The sequence below is a fragment of the Photobacterium kishitanii genome (genome assembly GCF_000613045.3).
GTDB classification, from domain to species: Bacteria; Pseudomonadota; Gammaproteobacteria; order Enterobacterales; family Vibrionaceae; genus Photobacterium; species Photobacterium kishitanii.
This window is the reverse complement of sequence record NZ_LN794353.1, coordinates 1,279,885-1,302,059: the sequence shown is the minus strand read 5'-3', so window position 1 is coordinate 1,302,059 and position 22,175 is coordinate 1,279,885. Positions and strand designations below refer to the sequence as shown.

Annotated in this window: 21 protein-coding genes and 1 tRNA gene; 6 read left to right on the top strand and 16 right to left on the bottom strand. The window is 38.5% G+C overall.

Annotation, left to right across the window (positions count from 1 at the left end):
- Nucleotides 1–7 precede the first annotated feature (7 nt).
- The gene (locus PPBDW_RS20740; protein ID WP_155762724.1) at nt 8–178 is read right to left on the bottom strand and encodes a hypothetical protein; all 171 of its coding nucleotides are present in this window, start codon (nt 176–178) and stop codon (nt 8–10) included.
- 197 nt (nt 179–375) lie between these two features.
- Here PPBDW_RS20740 and PPBDW_RS20735 point away from each other — a divergent pair, with 197 nt between their 5' ends.
- Nucleotides 376–855 (top strand): GNAT family N-acetyltransferase, encoded by a 480-nt coding sequence (locus PPBDW_RS20735; protein WP_054262206.1) that lies wholly within the window; start codon nt 376–378, stop codon nt 853–855.
- A 66-nt stretch (nt 856–921) separates the two neighbouring features.
- Here PPBDW_RS20735 and PPBDW_RS20730 read toward each other — a convergent pair whose 3' ends face one another.
- A complete protein-coding gene (locus PPBDW_RS20730) occupies nt 922–2,271 on the bottom strand; it encodes a sensor domain-containing diguanylate cyclase (RefSeq protein ID WP_036792319.1) in 1,350 nt (449 codons plus the stop codon).
- Nucleotides 2,272–2,667: 396 nt separating this feature from the next.
- Between PPBDW_RS20730 and PPBDW_RS20725 the strand changes: the two genes are divergently transcribed.
- The 4 genes from PPBDW_RS20725 to PPBDW_RS20710 all read left to right on the top strand — a co-directional run bounded on the left by PPBDW_RS20725 (nt 2,668) and on the right by PPBDW_RS20710 (nt 6,657).
- A tRNA-Gly gene (locus PPBDW_RS20725) sits at nt 2,668–2,741 on the top strand.
- Between the two features lie 92 nt (nt 2,742–2,833).
- Nucleotides 2,834–3,847, top strand: coding sequence for a LacI family DNA-binding transcriptional regulator (locus PPBDW_RS20720; protein ID WP_036792984.1), 1,014 nt, complete (start codon nt 2,834–2,836; stop codon nt 3,845–3,847).
- 159 nt (nt 3,848–4,006) lie between these two features.
- A complete protein-coding gene (gene nhaC, locus PPBDW_RS20715) occupies nt 4,007–5,482 on the top strand; it encodes a Na+/H+ antiporter NhaC (RefSeq protein ID WP_036792317.1) in 1,476 nt (491 codons plus the stop codon).
- 2 nt (nt 5,483–5,484) lie between these two features.
- Complete coding sequence (locus PPBDW_RS20710) at nt 5,485–6,657, top strand: MalY/PatB family protein (protein ID WP_036792315.1); 1,173 nt, start codon at nt 5,485–5,487, stop codon at nt 6,655–6,657.
- 81 nt (nt 6,658–6,738) lie between these two features.
- Here PPBDW_RS20710 and PPBDW_RS20705 read toward each other — a convergent pair whose 3' ends face one another.
- Complete coding sequence (locus PPBDW_RS20705; RefSeq protein ID WP_036792313.1) at nt 6,739–7,212, bottom strand: hypothetical protein; 474 nt, start codon at nt 7,210–7,212, stop codon at nt 6,739–6,741.
- A 480-nt stretch (nt 7,213–7,692) separates the two neighbouring features.
- Between PPBDW_RS20705 and PPBDW_RS20700 the strand changes: the two genes are divergently transcribed.
- Nucleotides 7,693–8,349 carry an acyl-homoserine-lactone synthase gene (locus PPBDW_RS20700; RefSeq protein WP_036792310.1) on the top strand — a complete coding sequence of 219 codons (657 nt, stop codon included), beginning with the start codon at nt 7,693–7,695 and terminating at the stop codon, nt 8,347–8,349.
- A 61-nt stretch (nt 8,350–8,410) separates the two neighbouring features.
- Here the strand turns inward: PPBDW_RS20700 and PPBDW_RS20695 are convergent, their stop codons facing one another.
- The 13 genes from PPBDW_RS20695 to PPBDW_RS20635 form a co-directional block, all read right to left on the bottom strand.
- Entirely contained in the window at nt 8,411–8,713 is a 303-nt protein-coding gene (locus PPBDW_RS20695; RefSeq protein WP_036792308.1) for a hypothetical protein, read from the bottom strand.
- A gap of 262 nt (nt 8,714–8,975) precedes the next feature.
- Nucleotides 8,976–10,037 carry a hydrogenase nickel incorporation protein HypB gene (hypB, locus tag PPBDW_RS20690; protein WP_036792306.1) on the bottom strand — a complete coding sequence of 354 codons (1,062 nt, stop codon included), beginning with the start codon at nt 10,035–10,037 and terminating at the stop codon, nt 8,976–8,978.
- A gap of 1 nt (nt 10,038) precedes the next feature.
- Nucleotides 10,039–10,380, bottom strand: coding sequence for a hydrogenase maturation nickel metallochaperone HypA (hypA, locus tag PPBDW_RS20685; RefSeq protein ID WP_036792304.1), 342 nt, complete (start codon nt 10,378–10,380; stop codon nt 10,039–10,041).
- A 2-nt stretch (nt 10,381–10,382) separates the two neighbouring features.
- The gene (hypF, locus tag PPBDW_RS20680; RefSeq protein ID WP_036792303.1) at nt 10,383–12,797 is read right to left on the bottom strand and encodes a carbamoyltransferase HypF; all 2,415 of its coding nucleotides are present in this window, start codon (nt 12,795–12,797) and stop codon (nt 10,383–10,385) included.
- Between the two features lie 18 nt (nt 12,798–12,815).
- On the bottom strand, nt 12,816–13,403 hold the full coding sequence (locus PPBDW_RS20675) for a HupE/UreJ family protein (protein ID WP_036792296.1): 588 nt from the start codon (nt 13,401–13,403) through the stop codon (nt 12,816–12,818).
- A 114-nt stretch (nt 13,404–13,517) separates the two neighbouring features.
- A complete protein-coding gene (gene fdhD / locus PPBDW_RS20670) occupies nt 13,518–14,351 on the bottom strand; it encodes a formate dehydrogenase accessory sulfurtransferase FdhD (RefSeq protein WP_045043363.1) in 834 nt (277 codons plus the stop codon).
- Between the two features lie 58 nt (nt 14,352–14,409).
- On the bottom strand, nt 14,410–16,470 hold the full coding sequence (locus PPBDW_RS20665; protein ID WP_036792294.1) for a sigma 54-interacting transcriptional regulator: 2,061 nt from the start codon (nt 16,468–16,470) through the stop codon (nt 14,410–14,412).
- 319 nt (nt 16,471–16,789) lie between these two features.
- Nucleotides 16,790–18,934, bottom strand: a complete 2,145-nt coding sequence (gene fdhF, locus PPBDW_RS20660) for a formate dehydrogenase subunit alpha (RefSeq protein WP_081045097.1) — start codon at nt 18,932–18,934, stop codon at nt 16,790–16,792.
- Between the two features lie 58 nt (nt 18,935–18,992).
- Nucleotides 18,993–19,541 carry a 4Fe-4S dicluster domain-containing protein gene (locus PPBDW_RS20655; protein ID WP_036792286.1) on the bottom strand — a complete coding sequence of 183 codons (549 nt, stop codon included), beginning with the start codon at nt 19,539–19,541 and terminating at the stop codon, nt 18,993–18,995.
- Between the two features lie 270 nt (nt 19,542–19,811).
- On the bottom strand, nt 19,812–20,306 hold the full coding sequence (gene hycI, locus PPBDW_RS20650; protein WP_045045476.1) for a hydrogenase maturation peptidase HycI: 495 nt from the start codon (nt 20,304–20,306) through the stop codon (nt 19,812–19,814).
- Nucleotides 20,307–20,338: 32 nt separating this feature from the next.
- Entirely contained in the window at nt 20,339–20,788 is a 450-nt protein-coding gene (locus tag PPBDW_RS20645) for a formate hydrogenlyase maturation HycH family protein (protein ID WP_036792283.1), read from the bottom strand.
- Nucleotides 20,781–21,623 carry an NADH-quinone oxidoreductase subunit B family protein gene (locus tag PPBDW_RS20640; RefSeq protein WP_036792281.1) on the bottom strand — a complete coding sequence of 281 codons (843 nt, stop codon included), beginning with the start codon at nt 21,621–21,623 and terminating at the stop codon, nt 20,781–20,783. The genes PPBDW_RS20645 and PPBDW_RS20640 overlap by 8 nt, the downstream gene beginning before the upstream one ends.
- The gene (locus PPBDW_RS20635; protein ID WP_036792278.1) at nt 21,620–22,168 is read right to left on the bottom strand and encodes a formate hydrogenlyase complex iron-sulfur subunit; all 549 of its coding nucleotides are present in this window, start codon (nt 22,166–22,168) and stop codon (nt 21,620–21,622) included. Before PPBDW_RS20635 ends, PPBDW_RS20640 begins: the two co-directional genes overlap by 4 nt.
- Between the last annotated feature and the right edge of the window lie 7 nt (nt 22,169–22,175).

Genomic DNA, 22,175 nt, shown 5'->3' with positions numbered 1-22,175 from the left:
ATGAAACCTAAATTAAGTCGCTTAATACCCACCACAGGAGGGCAATCATAATCAAACCAATAGCACTACGCTGGAAGACACCAGTTAGTAGCAATGAATAGCGGTACTCAGCTTGATTATGATATGTTATATCATTACATTCATTATTCGTAGAATGAGGACTTTGTTGACTGTTCATCACAATATTCTTTTATTATTCAACAGAAAAAATGACGATAATGAGAGTTATCACCACAATGTTGAGATGTTATAACATAACAATACCAGCAAATACAACTTTGGTTACAATTGATTTTGCAGTAAGCATAGTGATCATGTTGCATTAATTATGAGTGCTAGGTATAAGTAAATCTGGTCATTACTACGAGTTATAAAATGAAAATAAGCCCCATAACATCATCACATTGGCAACAAATTGAGCGAATCCAACACGCTGCTTATGGTGATGATTTTCCAGAAAGTATCGACGTTTTAAAAAGTAAAATAGCAGCATCACCACAAACCTGTTTTGCTTGTCTAGATGATCAACAACATGTCATAGGCTACCTTATTAGCCATCCTTACCATAAAGGCTCAACGCCTAAATTACATGAAACAAGTACCGTAATCGATAGTATTCATCTACATCTGCATGATTTAGCGATAATTCCGACAGAGCAAGGACAAGGGATTCCTAAGTTATTGATAGACCATCTTTTTAGCGTACTTAATACCATGAACTATCAATCGGTATCGTTAATTTCAGTACAAGATTCTGCCAAATTTTGGCAAAAGTATGACTTTATTATAGATAACAGCTTATCAGCACCAACTAGTTATGGTGACAGTGCTGTCTGTATGCATCGTTCCATATAGAAAACGTAATAAACCATAGAAAGTATTAACTACATAACAGTAGTTAATACTTATAACATCAGATAGTTACACTATGGTAATACGATTTCTTCCATTATTTTTAGAGCTATAAAGTGCCTCATCAATACCTTTAAGTACCACTTCTATTTGATCATCTTGTGGTGAGAATGATGCTAATCCTATTGAGGTAGTAATACGAATGACTTGATCTTTAAATAAAAATTGATGCTGCTCAACCGTATTTAAAATACGTGCACAGACTTCTTCAGCGTTATCTTTACCCGTTCTATCTAGAAACAAAATAAACTCTTCGCCGCCCCAACGTGCAAGTACATCACTCGAACGCACATTATTCAGACAAATATCAGCAAATTCTTTTAAAACTTTATCGCCAGCATCATGACCATAAGTATCATTAACTCTTTTAAAGTGATCAATATCAAGAAAAGCAATACTGTGCGTTAAAGTAATATGAGTAGAAAATATTTGTTTGATTTTCTCATTCATATATCGACGATTAGGAATATTTGTTAGTTCATCAGTGAAAGAGACTTGTCTTAACATGTTATTGTCATCAACAATTAATGTATTTTTTAATGCTATCTCACGTTCCCGCTTATAAATATAAAATAAACAAACAAAAACCATAACATATAATAAAACACGAATAATATTATATTCATAAGCGTTATAAGTTGGTTTTTTCATCGAGAAAACCCATTGTCCATTAGGTACTGCGACATTAAAAACATTTACAACACCACTAGATTTATCAACACGATTATCAAATATCGTTAACATATCACCATCAGGATTAAAGCCATCAACTTTATATAAATAATCCTTAAACGGTAACTTTTTACTAATATTTTCTACACCACTGATAGCAATAATAAAACCGACAAAATCTAAACTTTCATCAAAAATAGGCAACCTTAAAATAAAAGCCAACTGATTGTTTTGAATCAATTTAACTGGGCCAATAAAGGTAAAACTTTTATTTTTTATTGATAAAGAAACACCGTTTTTCCTTTTCTTTAATCTATTTAAATCATGTCCAATTGCAGAATTAGTTTTTGAATGAGGATATGTCATTTGAATAATCCCCTGTGGTGCAAATTGCAATTCTGAAATAGATTTATTTGTTGCTATTATTTTTTCTGCTAATGATTCAAACTTTGATGGATTATAATCATATGATTTAAACAATAAATTAAACGTTTTTAAACTTACTACTATATTATTAATTTCATTATTTATAATCTTTGATACACATTGCTCTAAAGCTAAATTATTTTTCTTACTTTGTAGTTCAAATTGTTGTTTTTCATTAAAAAAAAACAATTCAATTGCCACTAATGTTAATAATAAGGCAATGACTATCGCTAAACTCGATGGGGTTATTTTTAACTTCATTATTAATACTTCAGGTGCATTAAAAGTAAGATGACACTACGGCATGTGTATTTACACATGCAGATGCTGGCATTCATATGCATGTATCCTAGAACATCTACAAAATCATGAATATAAAATACCGTTTAAAATACACACTCTGTTACAAATTCAGCTAACAATTGTAAGGTTATTGAACTAGTTACCATGAAATATATAAAAATTGAATAAATTTATATAACCAAGATGGTAATTACGCATGTCATTGATTAATAATATACAATGTACAAATTGATATTATGTCTAACAAAAACCACTCAAAATAGCGCAATTTATTCATATTTATGTACTAATCGTAGTATTAACAGATAATTATGTTGACCCATATCATTCAAATGTTTATGGTTATCTCATCAAGCGGATATCGTATAATGGTATTACCTTAGCTTCCCAAGCTAATGACACGGGTTCGATTCCCGTTATCCGCTCCAATCCTTTATCTTTCTTTTTTGCATTTTCATCACATATTCCTCTTAAAAATAACGCTACACTTCCTACTTTATTTGCAACTACCTTGACACTCATGACAACCATTAAAGATGTCGCAATTCTCGCTGGTGTTTCAACCGCGACTGTTTCACGTGTGATAAATCGATCTGCTTATGTTGAGCCAATGACTATTGAACGGGTTGAGAAAGCAATTAAACAGTTAAATTATCTTCGAGATGCACGTGCCGCTGCACTAGCTTGTAAGAAAAATAATACCTTAGGTTTACTAACCGGAAATTTAGCCGATCCCTTTTTTGCCTTAATTGCTAAACATGTTGAAGCCGTCGCTCGCCATCAAGGATGCCAGCTAGTTGTCGTCAGTGGTGGCCACAACGCACAACGAGAAAAAGAAGGTTTAGATTTTTTAATAAGCCAAGGCTGCGAAGCAATGGTCGTCCATGCAAAGATGCTTGATGATACAACCCTACTTCGATATAGCGCTCAATTGCCAGCGATGGTACTACTTAATCGCACTATCGCTCAGATATCTAACCGTTCGGTATGGATTGATAACTGTAAAGGATCTTCAGATTCAGTTGCTTACTTGATTGCGAATGGACATCGAAAAATTGCATGTATTACCAGTAACCTACCGTTTGATGATCGTAACCAACGATTAGAAGGCTATCGTAATGCAATGAAAAATGCAGGCCTTGATATTAACTCTACTTGGATAATTAGTCAGGACTTTAGTGAGGAAGGCGGTGAACTCGCAGGCAAAGCACTTTTAAACCAATGTCCTGAAGTAACAGCGGTTGTAACCTTTAACGATGTTATGGCTGCTGGATTAATGGCCAGTCTACAAGAGCAAGGTATTCAAATCCCTAAAGATATTTCGATTATCGGGTTTGATGATATCTTGTTAGCTCGTTATATATACCCTCGCCTTACCACTATGCATAATCCCATTGATGAAATGTCAAATTTTGCAGCAAAACTCGCCCTAAAACTTAAGAATAAAATTGACATCCTACCTAGAAATCATTGTTTTTACGCAACTTTAGTCGAAAGGCAGTCAGTGATGACTCTCCACTCGTCCTCGCTTTAAACGCATGTAAAGCAAATAAAATGTGATAGAGATCAGAACTTCATATCTCATGTAAGCGCTTACATGAGATAAATACATAGTTCTCATTTTTGCAAATCTATCTCACTTACCATCATGTCATTGGTTTCCACCCTACATAAAAAATAATAAGGATAGACAATGACCACCAACAAACCCCTACCGTCATTTGCACTAGCCATAACTCCTATTGCAGTAATGTTTATCTTACTTGCTGTGGGTTACGGTATTATGGGCTTACGTATAGAAGCCTTACTCCTCATATCAGCAACATTTACTGGTTTTATCGCCATGAAAATGGGTTATAGCTGGGATGAAATAATGGATGCTATTGTTGAGAAATTAGCAAAAGCAATGCCGGTGATTCTCATTTTAGTCGCTGTTGGTGGCTTAATTGCAAGTTGGATGATTAGTGGCACGATACCTTATATGGTCTATTGGGGCCTCAAAGTTATTAGCCCCCAATACATTCTTATTGCCGCTTTTTTTGTTACTAGCTTAGTCTCTATCTGTACTGGTACTTCATGGGGATCAGCCGGTACTGTCGGTGTCGCTTTAATGGGCGTTGCAGCAGGGTTAGATGTCTCAATGGGAGCTGCAGCTGGTGCAGTAGTATCTGGGGCTTATTTTGGTGATAAGCTATCACCATTATCAGATTCTACTAATTTTGCTCCGATTGTCGCTGGTACTAATTTATATGCACATATTCAACATATGCTTTATACCACCTTACCTGGGTTCTTCATTGCCGCAGTTGTATTCTACTTCGCAGGCCAAAATACCAATGTTGCCACAGTCGCTGAACCACAGAAAGTAGTCGATATTATTAATGGTCTCGATACTCTCTACCACTTTAATATCGTATTAATTATTCCCCCATTGATGATTTTATGGGGTGCTATTAGCAAAAAACCAGTATTACCACTCATGCTAGCAGCTTCAGCATTAGGCCTTGCGCTAGGGATGATTTTCCAAGGATTTAGCTTACAGCAAGGATTCAATGCCTTTGTTAACGGCTTTAATATTACAATGTTTAGCGACAATGGACAGTCACTTACCACGATCATTCCTGATATCACCAAACTGCTTAACCGTGGCGGTTTATTTTCGATGATGAGCACTATTCTATTAGTATTCTGTGCATTCTCATTTGCTGGTATTTTAAGCCTAACAGGGGCACTTAATGTTGTACTTGGCCGTTTCTTACATCTCATTCGTAGCACTGGTCAACTGATTCTATCAACAGTAATTGCAACGATTACTGTCGTCTGTACAACCTCAGACGGCAAACTCGCCTTATTAATTCCTGGGGAATTATTCCAAGACGCATACCGCAAAATGGGGCTAGATACTAAGAACCTTTCTCGTACCCTTGAAGATGCAGGTACTATCATCGAACCACTTGTTCCTTGGACTGCTGCTGGCATTTATATGGCACATACGCTCAATGTCTCAACTCTCGATTACCTTCCATGGGCGGTTCAATGCTACACCGGTGTTATTTTCGCCATCATCTATGGATTCACAGGCTTTGGTATTGCAAAAGCGCCTTTAACACCCAGTGTAAATAATAACGATGTAGTTATTTCGACAGATTTAGAAACAAATAAGGGATAATCATGACAAACTCTTTTGACCGCGTTATTAACCGACGTCATACCGGTTCACTCAAATGGGATTTCATGCAACAAAAGCTTGGGGTTGATGGTTCAAATAAGTTACCAATGTGGGTTTCTGATTATGATTTCCAAGCACCTGAAGCCGTACTTGATATCATGCAACAACGAATTAACCATGGTATTTTCGGCTACGCTGAGCGTGATAATGACTATTACCAAGCCATTATTAATTGGTACCATAGTCGGCATCAACTCACCATAGATCAAGACTGGATCACAACAGTACATGGTGTCTTACCGGGCTTATCTGTTGCTATTCAAATGCTAACAAATATTGGTGATAACGTTGTTATTCAAACACCAGGTTACGGTTCATTCCGTAAAATCACCGAGTTAAATGATCGTGTAATTATAGAAAATCCATTAATTGAAACCAATGGTCACTATTGCATGGATCTTACTCACCTTGAGCACTGTTTCCAGCAAGGGGCGAAAGTGATGATCTTTTGCAACCCACACAATCCTGTTGGACGAGCATGGACAACAAGCGAAATTATTGCACTAGCTACGTTATGCCAACAATATAATGTTTGGCTGCTAAGTGATGAAATCTGGGGAGACTTGGCAATGCCTAATCACTCCTATCATTCGCTATTAAGCCTACCACCAGCACTTTTAAAACAAACAATGGTAGCTACAGCAGCAAGTAAGACATTTGGCTTATCATCACTGCGGATCTCTAATATCATGATCCCCAATACTGAATTACGTGAGCGTTTTATTCGTCGTCTTGATGCGCATGGTATGGATGTCTTTAATAGTTTAGCTATGTGTGCTGCTACTGCTGCATATACTACCTCCTCCCAATGGCTAGATGATTTAATATCTTATCTTCAAGGTAATATTGATTTACTCAGTAAGTTTATTAACGCTGAACTACCATTATTACGATTCATGCCACCAGAGGCTGGGTATTTAGCTTGGGTCGACTGTCGAAAGTTACACTTAAGTGATGACGAACTTGAACAAAAACTCATTAACGCAGGCATTGTACCAAGTATGGGAATTGCATTTGGATCAGATGGTAGTGGTTTTATCCGTCTAAACTTAGGCTGCCCTCAAGAAACATTGCAACTAGCGTTAGAGCACCTAAAACTAGCATTGACTCAATAATGCAAAAAGCGATATCAAACTATTGATATCGCTTTTTCACACAACTCATAAGTAGCATCTATATCGTTAAAGCACTCTTTTTTACTTTTTCCACGACTGGGTAAAGCCTTTAGCTGAAACCCTAAAGTTTAAATCTGTTTTTTGATTATAGATATTGATAAAAACCTTATGGATATTAACTGTTTCAGTGTATTTAAATTGTGTAATTAAAAAAGCTAATCCCTGATTAGTTGTTGGCGTATACACCCAGTAATTTTTACTGTCGGTTGTTCTACGACAAATCTTATCCACCGTCACTTCTTGACCATTAATAGTCATTGATACCGTTTTATCAAAACCATCCTTATTACATTGACTTAGAAATCGTTCAAAACCGTTATTATTATATTTAGCCTTATAAAGCGAAAAGGACACTTTTTTCTGATCCTGTTGCGCATCAATCAATGAAGATAAAACATAATGGCCGTCAATCCCTGAAGAATTCCATTCAGACGCACTAGCATGGGCAGGTAATATTGCGACACAAGCCCAAGTAAGCCAAAAAAATTTACTCATATTATTCCTTTAACATCAATAAAATAAACAATACCTGCATGACATTGTTTTAATCTAATCTTAAATCTTATGGCATTACTTTAAAAACCTCGCAATATAATAACGGCAATTTAAGTAATGAGAATCTTAAATAAAAACGAATAAGTACTGTTCACAAATAAAATTTAAACTATATTTGACATTGCATTATTTTTGCGACTAGCATCATGAATACTTGATTTAATTTCCGTTAAGAAGCAATATATCGCCCGAAATAGGCTAGCTATATTTTAAATTAATTTTCAAATCGTCAAACACACAACAAATACCATTAACACATTGAAAATAATCAAAAAATACTAAAATGGAACATATTGCCCAAATAATAAAATAGTTGCGATTTTTATTTGATGGTAATCACAGTATATACACACCAGTGCATTATTTGATTAATGAATTAATTACTATTCATTAGTCCCTTTTTATTGAGCATATTATTAAATGTACACTAATGTAATAAAAAACTCTGCTATCCCTTTATGTAAAAATAATCAATTGATATTACAACAAAACTTTCTACAATTTATTGATGAGCATATCCATTTACATGGCGATGCTGATTTCTTTACGACATTAGTCACGGCTCGAATAGAGACGATCAATCACTTGATGCCACACCAAACAGATAATCTATACCAATGTATTACTAGCGATTACGCACAAAATATTAATGGTATTGTCGCTCTAGATAATCTTGACCTGTATTACATTGAGATAGAAAAACAAGCTATCAGCTTATTTGGCAATATATTATGCTGTTGGGCTGAATATGAGCATTATCGTATTATGCAACGAGTTATAAAGCACCCACTAACAAAAAACAGCATGCCACAATTAGTAGATAATAATAAAAAGATAACTGAAGTGGTTGCTCAAATTGAAAATGATACGCGTTTATTTATCACATCATATTGCGCGCTTCCAATGACGCTAAGTAATGCAATAGCATTAAAAACTATTGAATGTTTTGTAAAGAAAAAACACTGCTATGAATTACTCTATTTTTTAGCACTTTCAACTAATGGTGAGTATATGATCCATTATCACTATAAACACACAGATCTATTTCCTACCTTAGTTGCAAGCTCGCATCTTTAAATAAAATGTTAATCAAATAAAAATGCTCGCACTAATCATAGTACGAGCATCTCATAATGACTTATAAGCCAGTCCACATCGCAGCACCCGCTGCCCAGACTTCAACATAACTTGAATTACATCGAAACTTTAAATAACCACGATTATTATCTTTTTGATAATTAACATATACCCAACCACGATTATCTTTAGATTTATTATCCAAACTATTATCTGACATCGCAGTGACAGCATAATTTGTTTTAACAGCAATACGCTGTTGGCACATTTCAATATCTTTAACTGTTGGTGGTTGGCGTGTTTCAGTGGTGACATCACAGCCTGATAATAATAATGCTGCTGCAACAAAGGTATGTGTTTTCATTGGCTACTTACGTTGTTTATCATCAAAATTGTCGCTAATGAGAGACATAACGCAAGTACGCGCTTAAGCTCTGTTAGCTAATGTGCGCGGGATTCTATAGATAAATAAAAAAAATGATAGTAATAATTTTGCTATTTAAGCGATTTTTTGAATGCCATCACTTATTAACATTAATTATCGATAACACACAAAAAATAAAAATGCCGCATATATAGAAACGATATATACGGCATATTAATAACGACTAAAATGTAGTAATTAACTACAGTTGCTGTCTATTTTCATTTAGCCAGTTAATCCATGCATCCATGCCTTCACCTGTTTTAGCTGACAGCTTAATCACTTGGATTGTAGGGTTAACTTTACGTGCATTAGCAATGCAATCTTCTATATTAACATCAACATAAGGCAGTAAATCAACTTTATTAATGATCATTAGATCAGCCGCTGCAAACATATTTGGGTACTTAAGCGGTTTATCCTCACCTTCAGTCACAGATAAAATTGCCACTTTTGAAGCTTCACCAAGATCAAAGCTAGCAGGACACACTAAGTTGCCCACATTTTCAATAAACAAAAATCCAGGTTCATTAATCGCTAGTTGATGATAAGCATCATGGATCATTTGTGCGTCAAGATGACAACCTTTACCAGTATTAACTTGAATTGCAGGCACAGTTGTTGCTCGAATACGATCTGCGTCATTACTGGTTTGTTGATCACCCTCGATCACCGCGCAAGTACAATGATCTTTTAATTTCATCAGCGTTTCGGTTAGTAAGGTTGTTTTACCCGAGCCAGGACTTGAGACTAAATTAAGCACTAACTGACGATTTGCAATAAAGTGCTCGCGATTATGTGCTGCAAGATGATTATTGTTACCTAATATATCCATCTCTAATGTTAATAACTGGCGCTGTGATACACCGGCAACATGCACTTCAGCTTCACCTTTACCATAATGTAAATCACCCGTATCTAAACGCTCTGGTTGATGCTGCGCATGATGATTGTCGCCATGGTGAGCATGATCGTGTGAATGTGCGTGCGCATGATTGGTTTCATGATCATGATGATGTCCATGCGTTGCTTGCTGAGGCAAGGCGCCTGCTGGCAAAGTATAATGAACATGATGATGAACATCACCTTGGTGGTGATAATGATGATGGATCACAACCGATTGCGGCCTCTCTGCAGCAAGGTGATGATGGTCATTATGCTGGTGTGGATGTTCATGATGATGGTGGCCATCATGGTCGTGGTCATGATAGCCATGAGAATGACCTTCAATTCGGCTATCGCCGCAACCGCATACATTACACATATTATTCAACCTCGATATGTTTAATCATTAATTCGTCTCCAGCTTCAACTTTAAGTTGATAACCATGACAACGTGGACAACTCACACCACGCTCTGGAATTTCTACATGTTGCTGACAGTCTAAGCACCAAACACGAGCCGCAACAGATTCAATCTTCAGTTGGGCATCTTCTGCAATGGTGCCACGGCTAGCAAATTCGAACCCTGTTGCCAATGCCTGAGGTTCAATACATGACAGTGTACCAATGGCTAATGTCACGCTTGTCACGCGACTAAAGCCTTGTTTTTTAGCTTGTTCAACCACGGTATCAACCGTATTTATACTCAATGATAATTCATGCATTATTACGGTTCCTGAGATTTGATCGTTGGATTGATATGATGGTGGTGCAGCGCATACCACAACTGACCAGCAGCAATAGCTCCATCGTTTGACGGCAATTTTTCACCACAATAAAGTGACTGTGACAATTCTGAAAATTGATGATAAATTTTATTGACTAGTACGCGGTTTTGAAACACACCACCACCGAGTACAACAGCATGATTAGGATGCTGTTTAGCGATAGTGACAATCATTTTTGCAATTGCCATCAAAACACCGTGAGCTAAACTATTAATCCATGTTTGACGTTTATCATCATTTATCTCACCAACAAGCGGTAATACGTGTACAAACAGAGGCTGCCAATCAATAATCCCATCGGCAGTCATCTGAAACGATAACGGGATATGATAGATATCCTGTTCAGCGGCTTGTTCTAATAACAACCCACATTGACCGTCATAATTAACCTTATCCACCAGCCCTAATAAACAAGCCCAAGCATCAATAAGCCGTCCCATCGAGGATGTATACGGAGAACGACTGCCACTTTGCCATAACTGATACAGGTTATTAAAATGTGCCTCACTCCAAGCAGAAAAAGCACTCAGCTGCATCGCTTTGATATCATCTAACGCATAGCACTCAAGTAACATTGCCAGTAATAACCGCGCAGGCTCTTTTATCGCTTGTTCTCCCCCAATAAGGCGAAAAGGACGTAAATGACCAATACGTTGATAATCAGCACAGGATGCTAATAGTACCTCGCCGCCCCACACCGTATCATCATCACCCCACCCTGTGCCGTCAAAGGTAAAACCAAGTACCGGTTTAGTAAGATTAAATTCCGCCATTACAGCTAAAATATGTGCATGATGATGCTGAACTTGAAGTAAATTTAACGGCCTTTTAGAGTCTATCACCCGCTGGTTTGCAAAGGCCGTTGAATGGTAATTAGCGTGTTTATCACAGACAATTTGTGGTGCTGTAACATGATATAGCGCTTGAAGATCCGTGACTGTTTGCTGATAACGTTGTTCAGTATCAAGGTTATTAAGATCACCAATATAAGGCGATAATACCCACTGTTTAGGTAACGCTAACGCTATTGTTGATTTTTGTTGCGCGCCTAATGCTAAAGTGATCGTTTTCGCTTGATAGCCAAATTGACTATAAGGTGCATAACCACGCGCCATACGTAAAGTTCGTATTTTACCACCAGCGTAATGCACGACACTGTCATCACAGGCATGAACAATTGGACGATTATGATCAAGCACACAATTAATCGAACCTGAAAATTGCTGTTCGACTTGCTGAACATCAGTTGCTATCGGCATACCCGACACATTAGCACTGGTCATAACGAGCACTGCGGTTGCGTTAACTTCAGCTAATGCTGTAAACAATAAATAATGCAGTGGTGTATAAGGCAGCATTACTCCTAAATAAGGCACATTTGGCGCAACATTCACTGCAAGACGAGGAATCTTTACCTGGTTTTCTGTCACAGGGGGTGACTTCTGCATTAATACAATCGGTCGAGCTTGAGACTCTAAAGCTTGCCACTCAATCGACTCACCTATCACTAATTGCTGCGCTGTTTCAATATCAGCAACCATCACCGCTAATGGCTTTTGTTGGCGATGTTTAATATGCCGTAATTGTGTGACAGCTTTAGCGTTAGTGCCATCACAAACAAGATGAAAACCGCCTACCCCTTTAATAGCAACCACTGCGCCAGCTTGAAGACGTCTAGCTAATTCTATTATTGCCGCTTGTTGTGTTAACTCCGTCTTATCACTTACCGTCGCTGATAAAAATGTATGATTATGACTGTAATCAATCAACCGAGTCCACGGACCACAAATAGCACAACTTATTGGCTGAGCATGATAACGACGATCAAGTGGATTCTGATACGCTTGCTGGCAATCGCTACACAATGCGAAACTGTTCATACTGGTGGTTGCTCTGTCATAAGGCAAAGCACGCGTAATGCTATAACGAGGACCGCAATGGGTACAGTTGGTAAAAGGATATTGATAATAACGCGAGGTAGGATTGGCAATGTCTTGTTTACAAGCATTACAAAACCCTTGATCGGGAGAAATACACACAGTGGTACTATCACAGTGCTGACTTTTCTCGATACTAAATAGAGCAGGTTTTTCAGCAGCTAACCACAACGATGCGACTGTGACCGTCATGTGATCAATACGGCTTAAAGGCGGTGCTTGCTGTTGAAGATCGATGATAAATTGCTCAAGGTTATCAGTATTACCTTGAACATCTATTTTCACCCCTTCCGAATCATTAATTACCCAGCCAACTAACGCATATTGCAGCGCTAGTTGGTAGACAAAGGGGCGAAAACCGACCCCTTGTACAATGCCGGTAATATGAATATATTGTCGTGCAAAGTTGTCGTTCACTGCAATTATCCAGCTAAATTAAGACAGCATTAATATGCCACCAAAGGCTGCCATAACAATCCCAACCACACGCATAACACGTTGGTTCACTGCTGATGTCATAACTAACTTACCCAAAGCAATACCTGCTACGTGTAAGATTACGGTTGCTAGAACAAACCCGATAAAATATTCCATTGCTTGCGCGTCAAGAGGCATTTCCATACCGTGTGCCATACCGTGGAATAAGGCAAATGCCATGACTAGGCCTGTTGCCAATTTTTCAGACATACGACCACCAGCCAATAACATTGCACCCATACCAATTACTGATAAAGCAATACCCATTTCAATGCCAGGCAATACCATTCCAGCAACACCTAACGCGCCGCCAACAACCATAATGCCAATAAATGCCATTGGTAAACGTGATACTGCTTTTCCACCCATCAAGGCAGCCAATAGACCAACACCGATCATTACAGATAGGTGATCAAGGCCAGTAAATGGATGTACAAAACCTGTCATAAATCCCGCAGAAGTATGAGGGCCAATGTGACCTGGGTGTGCTAAAACGAGTGGTGAAAAAAGAGTAAGCGCACCGGCAACAATATGTTTAAATTTCATTTATTTTTATCCTTAGTGTAATAGAATGAAAACCCGACTTAGCGGGTGATTTATTACTAATAAGTAATTAAGGGAGACTTACTTATTAATATTAAATTCAATACCTAAGCGTGACTAAATCATCCCTGTAATGCGTTCAGGATGCGCATAAGCATCTGCGCGACCATTACGACAATGACCTAATAACGTCAGATTAAGTTTTTCAGCCAGATCAACCGCCATTTTAGTGGCTGATGAAATAGCGAGCAGCACTTCAACCCCTGCGGCTGCAGCTTTTTGAACCATTTCAAAACTAGCACGACTCGTAACTAATACTGCGCCACCTTTTAACTGGCGTTGATGAATACAACCCACTAATTTATCTAATGCAATATGACGACCTACATCTTCAAAAATTGCGGCAACTTGACCTTGATTATCAATGTATATCGCCGCATGAGCAGATCCTGTTAACTGGTTTAATTGCTGTTTACGTAATAATTGTTGCAATACAGGATCAAGATAACTTAGATCAAACGTCACTGATGAGGGTACTGGCGCCAATGCTCGACATACCGTTTCTAATTTTTCTTCACCACAGATACCACAACCTGTCAGTCCTGCGAGTGAACGACGTTTTTGCTGTAAACGAGCAACACAACGGTTAGCAATCGTGACATCAATATTTATCCCATCACACGTTGGCGTCATTTCAATATCGTGAATATCACGATGGTGATCGATGATCCCTTCCGATAACGAAAACCCAATCGCAAACTGTTCTAAGTCATTTGGCGTACACATCATTACGGTGTAAGCAACACCATTAAAAGCAATCGCAACCGGCGTTTCTTCAATGATGTAATCAAGTTCACAGCAATCACTTTTGCCCTTGCGATAACGTACAATAGAACGCTCGCTTGCATTACAAAATATCGATTCCGGTAACGCTTCTAAAGTGGACAACATTTTTTTCCTTTACTTATTTATTACGACATTCACTGCGTTGGTTAAACATTCAGTTAAATTAGCGATAATCTTGGCTATTCAAACCCATTTTTTGCATTCGAGACAATAATGTGGTTCGTTTTAGTCCTAATTGATTGGCGACACCATTAGGCCCCGCGATAACGCCATGACAGCTTATTAAAGCATCCACGATCATCTGTCGATCAATCACAATCGGTGCCGACTTAACGCAACTTGATTGCACCGCCTGAGGCTCAACTTGCTCGGCTGGCGTATTGGATAATATTGGTGGCAATGACACCAACTCTTGGGTTGGCACATTTAGCACCTGACCGCGAGTTAAAATGACAGAACGTTCAATCACATTACGTAATTCACGTACATTACCTGGCCATGAAAATTGCTGCATAATTGCCATATCTTCCGCAGCAATAGAGGTAATCGTTTTTCCCATTTTCTTGGCTAATTCACGAGTAAAGTGCTTAACCAATAATGGAATATCTTCTGCTCGTTCACGTAACGGCGGAATTTCAATTGGAAATACATTTAATCGGTAATACAAATCATTACGAAATTGTTTCTGCTGTACCATTTGCAATAAATTGACATTGGTAGCAACCACAATCCGTACATCAACACTGATTAGCTGATTTTTACCTACGCGCTCAATTTCATTTTCTTGCAAAGCACGTAACAATTTAGGTTGTAATTCCAACGGCATATCACCAATTTCATCCAGAAAGAGAGTGCCTTTATGTGCTTGTTCAAATCGACCGACACGTTGAGTAACCGCACCAGTAAATGCGCCACGTTCATGACCAAATAATTCACTTTCAAATAAACCACTAGGGATCGCCGCACAGTTCATTTTTACCATCTCTGTTTTACTGCGGTGGCTCATTTTATGAATTGCACGTGCTATCAATTCTTTACCCGTACCTGATTCACCTAAAATCAATACCGTACTATCACAACTTGCGACTAATGCAACTTGCTCTAGGACTTTATTCATTACTTCACTTTGGCTAATAATGTCATCGAAAATAGCATGTTCATCATAGCTATCTTCAACACTGATAAACTTAGTTTGAGATCGGTGTGGTGTTGCTGATTGATGTACTTTGATACTGTGCATCGCTAATGCAACACGTGCTGATATTTGTTTAAATAATTCAATTTCACTTGGCTCAAATTGTGTTTCTACTGCTTTGACATAGCAGATATAACCAATGGTTACCCCACGAAATATCATCGGCATAACACAGGCACTTTTAGCCAGTGCTGAAAAGTAAGGACTATTATCATCCCGTCTTAATTTATAAATATCAGCTGCTGTTAAAATAACCGCTTTATTATTTTCAACGGCATTTTTAATCATGCTGTCATCGGTAAAGAAATGACATTGATAATCAATTTCACCTTCAATATCACCACCAGAATATTGATTATAATGGCCATCTTGAGATTGTATGATTGATAATTCATTCATCCCAAAACGTTGATATAAAAAGTGTAATAGTGACCCAATTAGTTCTTTTTTTGAACTCTGATTAATAACAGCATTAGTAATATCAACTAAAAATTGGTAGTTTTTATGTTCGTTACTTAATTGTTGCGTTAATGATGAGGCAATTTGATGCTCAAGAATATGTTCGATCATTGCTGCAACCATATTATTGAACAACTTAAATTGTTTTTCTACATCATCGTAACTTGGTAAGCGAAGATTAATATACTCAATCGCACCCAACTGTTGATTCGCTATTAGCAGCGGTATTTTACAGTAAGTTTGAATATTAGTGTATGCCGGATGAAGAGATAATTGAGGAAATGTTCGATAAAGTTCTTCGCCATTAATATAATGACTATATTCACACGACACTACGTGATGAAGACTCAAATTATCTTCAGAATAATCATAGTGTTGGAAGTTTTTATCTGCATCTTGATAATATAGAATTGATTGAGCATTTATATCATCTTTTAAAATAATATTAACACGATCAGCATCGATAAATAACAAACTTTCATTATTTAGAAAATTTATTACACCCGATATATCATTGATAGACAATAATGCCTTAGAAAAAATCATTAAATCGCTTTCAAAGTTTTCCATACGACACTAACTCTTGCTGATAATATGACTAAAATCGTGAATAATAACTCAAGCATTTGTTATACAATTCTCAAGTATTTTAATAACTAAGTATTGATCCATATCAATCAATAATTATTAACAATAGCATCACTAAAATAAAAGTAACAATATTACCAAGTTTTTGAGCTAAAAAATAAATTAGGATAATTATTTATAGAATAAATAACATAAGGCACCAAGATAAAAATAAGCAACATTTTATCTTGGAAACCTTATTTTCATTTATGCAGCTATATATTAAATACAAACCTTAATAGGTCTTATTTAAATAATATAATTACGCATTAGCAACATGGTTCTTCAAGCGTGCTTTCAAATTACTGTACTCTGTTTGTACATAATTTTCAGCCCACGACTGATCATCAATATTTTCTACTTTAACAGCACAATATTTAAATTCAGGCGTACTTGAAATAGGATCAACATGTTCAATGGTTAATTCGTTACATGCACCAATCCACCACTGGTATGTCATGTAAACCACACCTTTGTTAACGCGATCATTATAGTTAGCACGTGAGATAACTTTACCACGACGAGAAGATACCCAAACTAATTGTTGATCATCGATCCCCAATGCTTTGGCATCATCTGGGTGCATTTGCACATAACCTGGTTCATCAGCCAAGGTTTGTAGTGCAGAACAGTTACCTGTCATAGAACGACAAGAGTAGTGACCTACCTCGCGCACCGTTGACAACACTAACGGGTAATCTGCATCAGGCTGCTCTAGTGGCGGACGCCAATCAGCACCAATAAACATCCCTTTACCTGAAGGTGTTGTAAACTTATTACCTTCAAATAGGTACGATGTACCAGGATGGTCTTCAGTCGGACAAGGCCATTGCACAGATTTTAGATCAGCCATTTTCTCGTAAGTAGCACCCGTATAAAGAGGGCATAACTCGCGTAACTCATCCCAGATTTCTTGAGTATTGTTATACGACATAGGGTAACCCATGTACGTTGCTAACAAACTAAAGATTTCCCAGTCAGGCTTCACATCACCGGTTGGATTCACTGCTTTATAAAAGCGTTGGAAACCACGGTCCGCACTACTGTAAACACCTTCATGTTCGCCCCAACTCGTTGCAGGGAAAATCACATCAGCAAATTCAGCGGTTTGGGTCATGAAGATATCTTGTACGATAACCAATTCCATCTTGCGCATAGTGGCACGCATTGCAGCGAGATCAGCTTCAGTTTGTGCTGGATCTTCACCGAAGATATAGAACGCTTTACAAATACCTTCATCAGCTTTGTGGCCAACTTCAGTTAAGCGGTAACCCGGCTTACCTGAAAGTTCAACACCCCACGCTTTTTCAAACTTTTCGCGGTTTGCGTCAACCGTTACATCCTGATAACCAGGGAACTGGTGCGGCAACATACCCATATCACAGGTACCTTGAACGTTGTTTTGACCACGAACCGGACCACAACCTACACCTGGACGACCAAAGTTACCGGTTAGCAATGCAAGGCCAGCTAAACCACGAACCACATCAACCGCTTGACCGTACTGAGTAACACCCATACCCCATAAAATCATGGCTTCTGGTGCTGCTGCATAAGTACGTGCAGCCATACGGATATCTGCAGCTTTAAGACCTGTTACTTCTTCTACTGTTTCTGGTGCATAGCGTGAAACAATTTCACGGAACTCTGCAAAACCTTCAGTATTATTTTCTACGAAAGACTTATCGTATAAATTTTCTTCGATAATCACATTCGCTAACGCATTAACGAGTGCCATGTTCGAGCCGTTATTCAACGCTAACCACTGATCAGCAACACGCGCAGATTCAATCTTACGTGGGTCACATACAATAATCTTAGCGCCATTTGCACGGGCTTTAAGAATATGTCTTGCTACAACTGGATGAGAATCAGCCGCGTTGTAACCGAAAATGAGTAAGCATTTAGTAAGTTGAATTTCGGGAATAGCGTTACTCATTGCGCCATTACCTACTGTTGTCTCCAGACCGGAGACTGATGGTGCGTGTCACACCCTAGCACAGTGGTCTACATTATTGGTTCCGATCACCGCCCTTGCGAGTTTTTGCATCACATAGTTGGCTTCGTTACCCGGACCGCGGGCTGAACCTGTTGTCATTATCGCGTCTGGACCATATTGCTTTTTAATTGCCATTAGCTTATCGCCGGCAAATTGAATAGCTTCATCCCAAGACACGGCTTCTAAGGCTGATTCACGTGTACGACGAATCATTGGTTGCTTTAGGCGTGGTGTTAATAAGTTGGTATCGTTGAGAAAATCCCAACCATAGTAGCCTTTCAAACAAAGTTGGCCTTCATTGGTACGACCCATTGCTGGTTCTGCTGCCACGACTTTGTTATTTTCGACAACCAACTTTAGTTTGCACCCAGTACCGCAGTAGGGACAAACAACAATTGATTTTTTCATACTAACCTTTTGGCTGTAATTGTTATTAATGCGTATTGTAAACCGAGAGTTTTCAACACTAGCGAGCAATCGCTACAGCAGCATTGAGCGCAGCTGCTTCACGTTTTTGTTTGTTTGTTTCAATCAATGTTTCAGCTTCAATAATCTGAATAGCGCTAGTAGGACAAACTTCTACACACGCAGGACCTGCTTCACGATGAGAACACAAGTCACATTTTAATGCTTGAGACTTAGGCACCATACGCTTAAATAGCGACGCACCTTTTGATTCTTCAACCATCTTAGTCACGACATTCATTGCACCGTAGGGACAAGCAATGACACAGGTTTTACACCCGATACAACGTGACTGAATCACTTTTACATAGCCATCTTCTAAAACGATAGCGTTATTAGGACAAACCTGCGCACATGGTGCGTCATCACATTGACGGCACATTACAGGTGTTGTTACATGCGCATTTTTCACCAAGGTTAAACGTGGTGAAAAATCAGCTGGAGCAACACCCGTTAGTTTTCCATCTGCTTGATGAGAAACGACACATGCAATTTCACAGGTTCGACACCCAATACACAGATTTGGATCTGCAAAAACAAACCGGTTCATGGTCTATACCTTGTTGATATCGATATCTCGCAACATAGTCTTATGCTGCTATACCTATAAAGCATTAGTTGTGCCATAAATTACAAAATCATTAATTTATTTTTAACCAAATGAAATTAAAAGAAAAAAAAAGGAAGTACATGCAGTGCTGTACTTCCTTTTCTATCAATGTCGATAAAGTCATCAACTTCGTCAATTATATCGACACTTATCGTCAGTGACTATCGACACACCTCGACACCCGATAGCAATAATATCGACAAATAAGTATTAGCAATGCTCAAAACCACCCGACCCTTGCCATTCAGGCAAACGCTGGTAAATAGTTTTAACTGCCGTTTGCACCATCTCAGTTAGCGGAAATGAAAATGCCACAATCGCAGGCTGAATACCCACAAAAATAACCTCAGGGACAAAGGTTTTTAAATCATCAATTAAGAAATTTAATGGCAAACTATGAGTAGAAACAACATACATATCAACGATAGTTTCTGGATCAATAATTCTTACCTCTCCTGCTTGTTCACCTATATCTGCAGCATCGACCACAATCACACGCTGAGGTTGAGCTTTACGAATAAGGTGCAAACAATCTTCAGGCATCGAGCCGCCTTCAAGCACACTCCAGCCTGCAATTGGATTATCTTTGATCATTTTCGCTAATAATGGGCCGGCACCATCATCACCCATCATGCTATTACCAACAGTAAGCACGATATTGCTGACAGACAGATCAACATCATCATTAGAGACACTTTCGCCCATAACGGTAGACAAATTCACTTCCTGTAACATGGTTAGCGTATTCCTCGAATCATCATATACATCGTCGGTTCACGGTGAATATCCCCTAAGGCGGCAATAAAATCACGGGTTAATTGCTGTGAGCGAGCATTTTGCGTGGTGCTATCAATCCGATCAAAAGCAAGTGCCAGCATATTAAGATGCTCAGGATAAATAGTGATTTCACCAAACACAAAATAGCCTTTCATTTTATTAAAGGCTTCACCATCTTCAGGCAGGCCACTGATCCATGTGAGGTATTCATCCCCTTCACATTCAATTACTGCTTTAAGGCAATCAACCACCCCTAAGTGATGACCAATCGCTAAGCTGTAGTACATGATCTGTTTAGCTTCTTCTGGCACATCATAGCTTTCATCTACAAACTTGCGTCCTAAACTATAAAAGTAAACGCGGCCTTGAAAATGGCGAGATTGTGTTAATTCAGCTAAAACATCACTCATGGTTACAGCCCCCACATGATGCTGGCTCTTGCTGCGCATTTGGGCAAGCTGCCGATCCCGTTAATGCTGCCATGGTTTTTGACAGTAAAATATTAACAATTTCTGTTAAACGTGGATCATTTTTGGTCGCAAGATACGCACTGATTTTTTGATCTACATTATCTGCGCTACAGGTTGCAAGGACGGTCAATACATCATCAGCAATACGTTGTCCCTGTACATAACCAGCAAGTAAACGCGCTTGGCGTTCAATCATCACCTTAATATCCAATGGAATTTCGGTGTGTTTTAAACTCGCCTTTTGTTCTTCCGGTTGGTGTACTTTCGCTTTCAGTTTTTGATCAAGTAAACCCAACGCAACCGCAAACCCAAAAATAGTTGCCGCTGGTGTTGGAGGGCAACCAGGAATATACACATCGACAGGTACAATCTTATCAGTCCCCCCCCAGACACAATAAAGATCGTGGAAAATACCACCATCACAACCACATGCACCGTATGAAATTACAATTTTAGGATCAGGAGCAGCTTCATAAGCACGTAATGCTGGCGCACGCATTGCACGGGTTACCGAACCGGTATAAAGCAAAATATCTGCATGACGCGGTGAGGCAACAATTTTGATACCAAAACGCTCAGTATCAAAAATTGGCGTAGTCGCTGCAAAAATCTCAATCTCACACGCATTACAACCACCGCAGTCAACACGGTATACATACGCTGAACGACGAATTTCTTTGATCAATGCATCTTTTAGTTTTTGACTATTCGGTGGCAATTCAACCGGTACAGTTTGAGTATGGGCTGTGCCAACTAATTGTTTAATACCTTTCACTTTTGCTCCTCAAGGTAACGTAGGTGACTGACATTTTCGCTATCTAACATATTGTTGCTACGGCGACATTCAGGGCAAGTTTCAAGTTGTTTACGGCGTTCTTGCAGTTGCTCACCAGTTACACCACTGTGCGCTAAAGTATCCATCACATATTCAAGTAGCTTGCGAGCAACGAATGGACGATCACATTGACGACAGTTTGCTAAGCTAAAGACCGCTTCATCATAAAGATCAGCTTTATTCGTTACGGCTAACTCAAAATTTTGAGTCAGTTTAATCGCATGAGTTGGGCACACTTCTTCACAACGGCCACAGAAAATACAGCGCGCAGTTGAAAGCTCCCAACGACGAGTCCCCGCCTTGGTATCGGTTTCCATGATCAAGGCATTGGCAGGACAAGCACGGGTACAAGCACCACAAGATAAACACTGATCAGCATCTAATTCTGGCTTACCACGAAAATCCTCGTTCACTTCCATCGGAGCAAAAGGATACTTAATGGTGACATTACCTGTTTTAAGTACTGTTTTTAATAACTTAAACACATGACCT

Excerpts from the sequence above, each read along its gene's own strand:
- hycI (WP_045045476.1), bottom strand. The coding sequence starts at position 20,306 with ATGGGCGAAAGTGTCTCTAATGATGATGTTGATCTGTCTGTCAGCAAT.
- fdhD (WP_045043363.1), bottom strand. The coding sequence starts at position 14,351 with ATGTTGTCCACTTTAGAAGCGTTACCGGAATCGATATTTTGTAATGCA.
- hypB (WP_036792306.1), bottom strand. The coding sequence starts at position 10,037 with ATGTGTAATGTATGCGGTTGCGGCGATAGCCGAATTGAAGGTCATTCT.
- PPBDW_RS20665 (WP_036792294.1), bottom strand. The coding sequence starts at position 16,470 with ATGGAAAACTTTGAAAGCGATTTAATGATTTTTTCTAAGGCATTATTG.
- nhaC (WP_036792317.1), top strand. The coding sequence starts at position 4,007 with ATGACCACCAACAAACCCCTACCGTCATTTGCACTAGCCATAACTCCT.
- PPBDW_RS20675 (WP_036792296.1), bottom strand. The coding sequence starts at position 13,403 with ATGAAATTTAAACATATTGTTGCCGGTGCGCTTACTCTTTTTTCACCA.
- PPBDW_RS20735 (WP_054262206.1), top strand. The coding sequence starts at position 376 with ATGAAAATAAGCCCCATAACATCATCACATTGGCAACAAATTGAGCGA.
- PPBDW_RS20710 (WP_036792315.1), top strand. The coding sequence starts at position 5,485 with ATGACAAACTCTTTTGACCGCGTTATTAACCGACGTCATACCGGTTCA.
- PPBDW_RS20740 (WP_155762724.1), bottom strand. The coding sequence starts at position 178 with ATGAACAGTCAACAAAGTCCTCATTCTACGAATAATGAATGTAATGAT.
- PPBDW_RS20730 (WP_036792319.1), bottom strand. The coding sequence starts at position 2,271 with ATGAAGTTAAAAATAACCCCATCGAGTTTAGCGATAGTCATTGCCTTA.
- hypA (WP_036792304.1), bottom strand. The coding sequence starts at position 10,380 with ATGCATGAATTATCATTGAGTATAAATACGGTTGATACCGTGGTTGAA.
- PPBDW_RS20705 (WP_036792313.1), bottom strand. The coding sequence starts at position 7,212 with ATGAGTAAATTTTTTTGGCTTACTTGGGCTTGTGTCGCAATATTACCT.
- PPBDW_RS20645 (WP_036792283.1), bottom strand. The coding sequence starts at position 20,788 with ATGAGTGATGTTTTAGCTGAATTAACACAATCTCGCCATTTTCAAGGC.
- PPBDW_RS20655 (WP_036792286.1), bottom strand. The coding sequence starts at position 19,541 with ATGAACCGGTTTGTTTTTGCAGATCCAAATCTGTGTATTGGGTGTCGA.
- PPBDW_RS20700 (WP_036792310.1), top strand. The coding sequence starts at position 7,693 with ATGTACACTAATGTAATAAAAAACTCTGCTATCCCTTTATGTAAAAAT.
- PPBDW_RS20720 (WP_036792984.1), top strand. The coding sequence starts at position 2,834 with ATGACAACCATTAAAGATGTCGCAATTCTCGCTGGTGTTTCAACCGCG.
- PPBDW_RS20695 (WP_036792308.1), bottom strand. The coding sequence starts at position 8,713 with ATGAAAACACATACCTTTGTTGCAGCAGCATTATTATTATCAGGCTGT.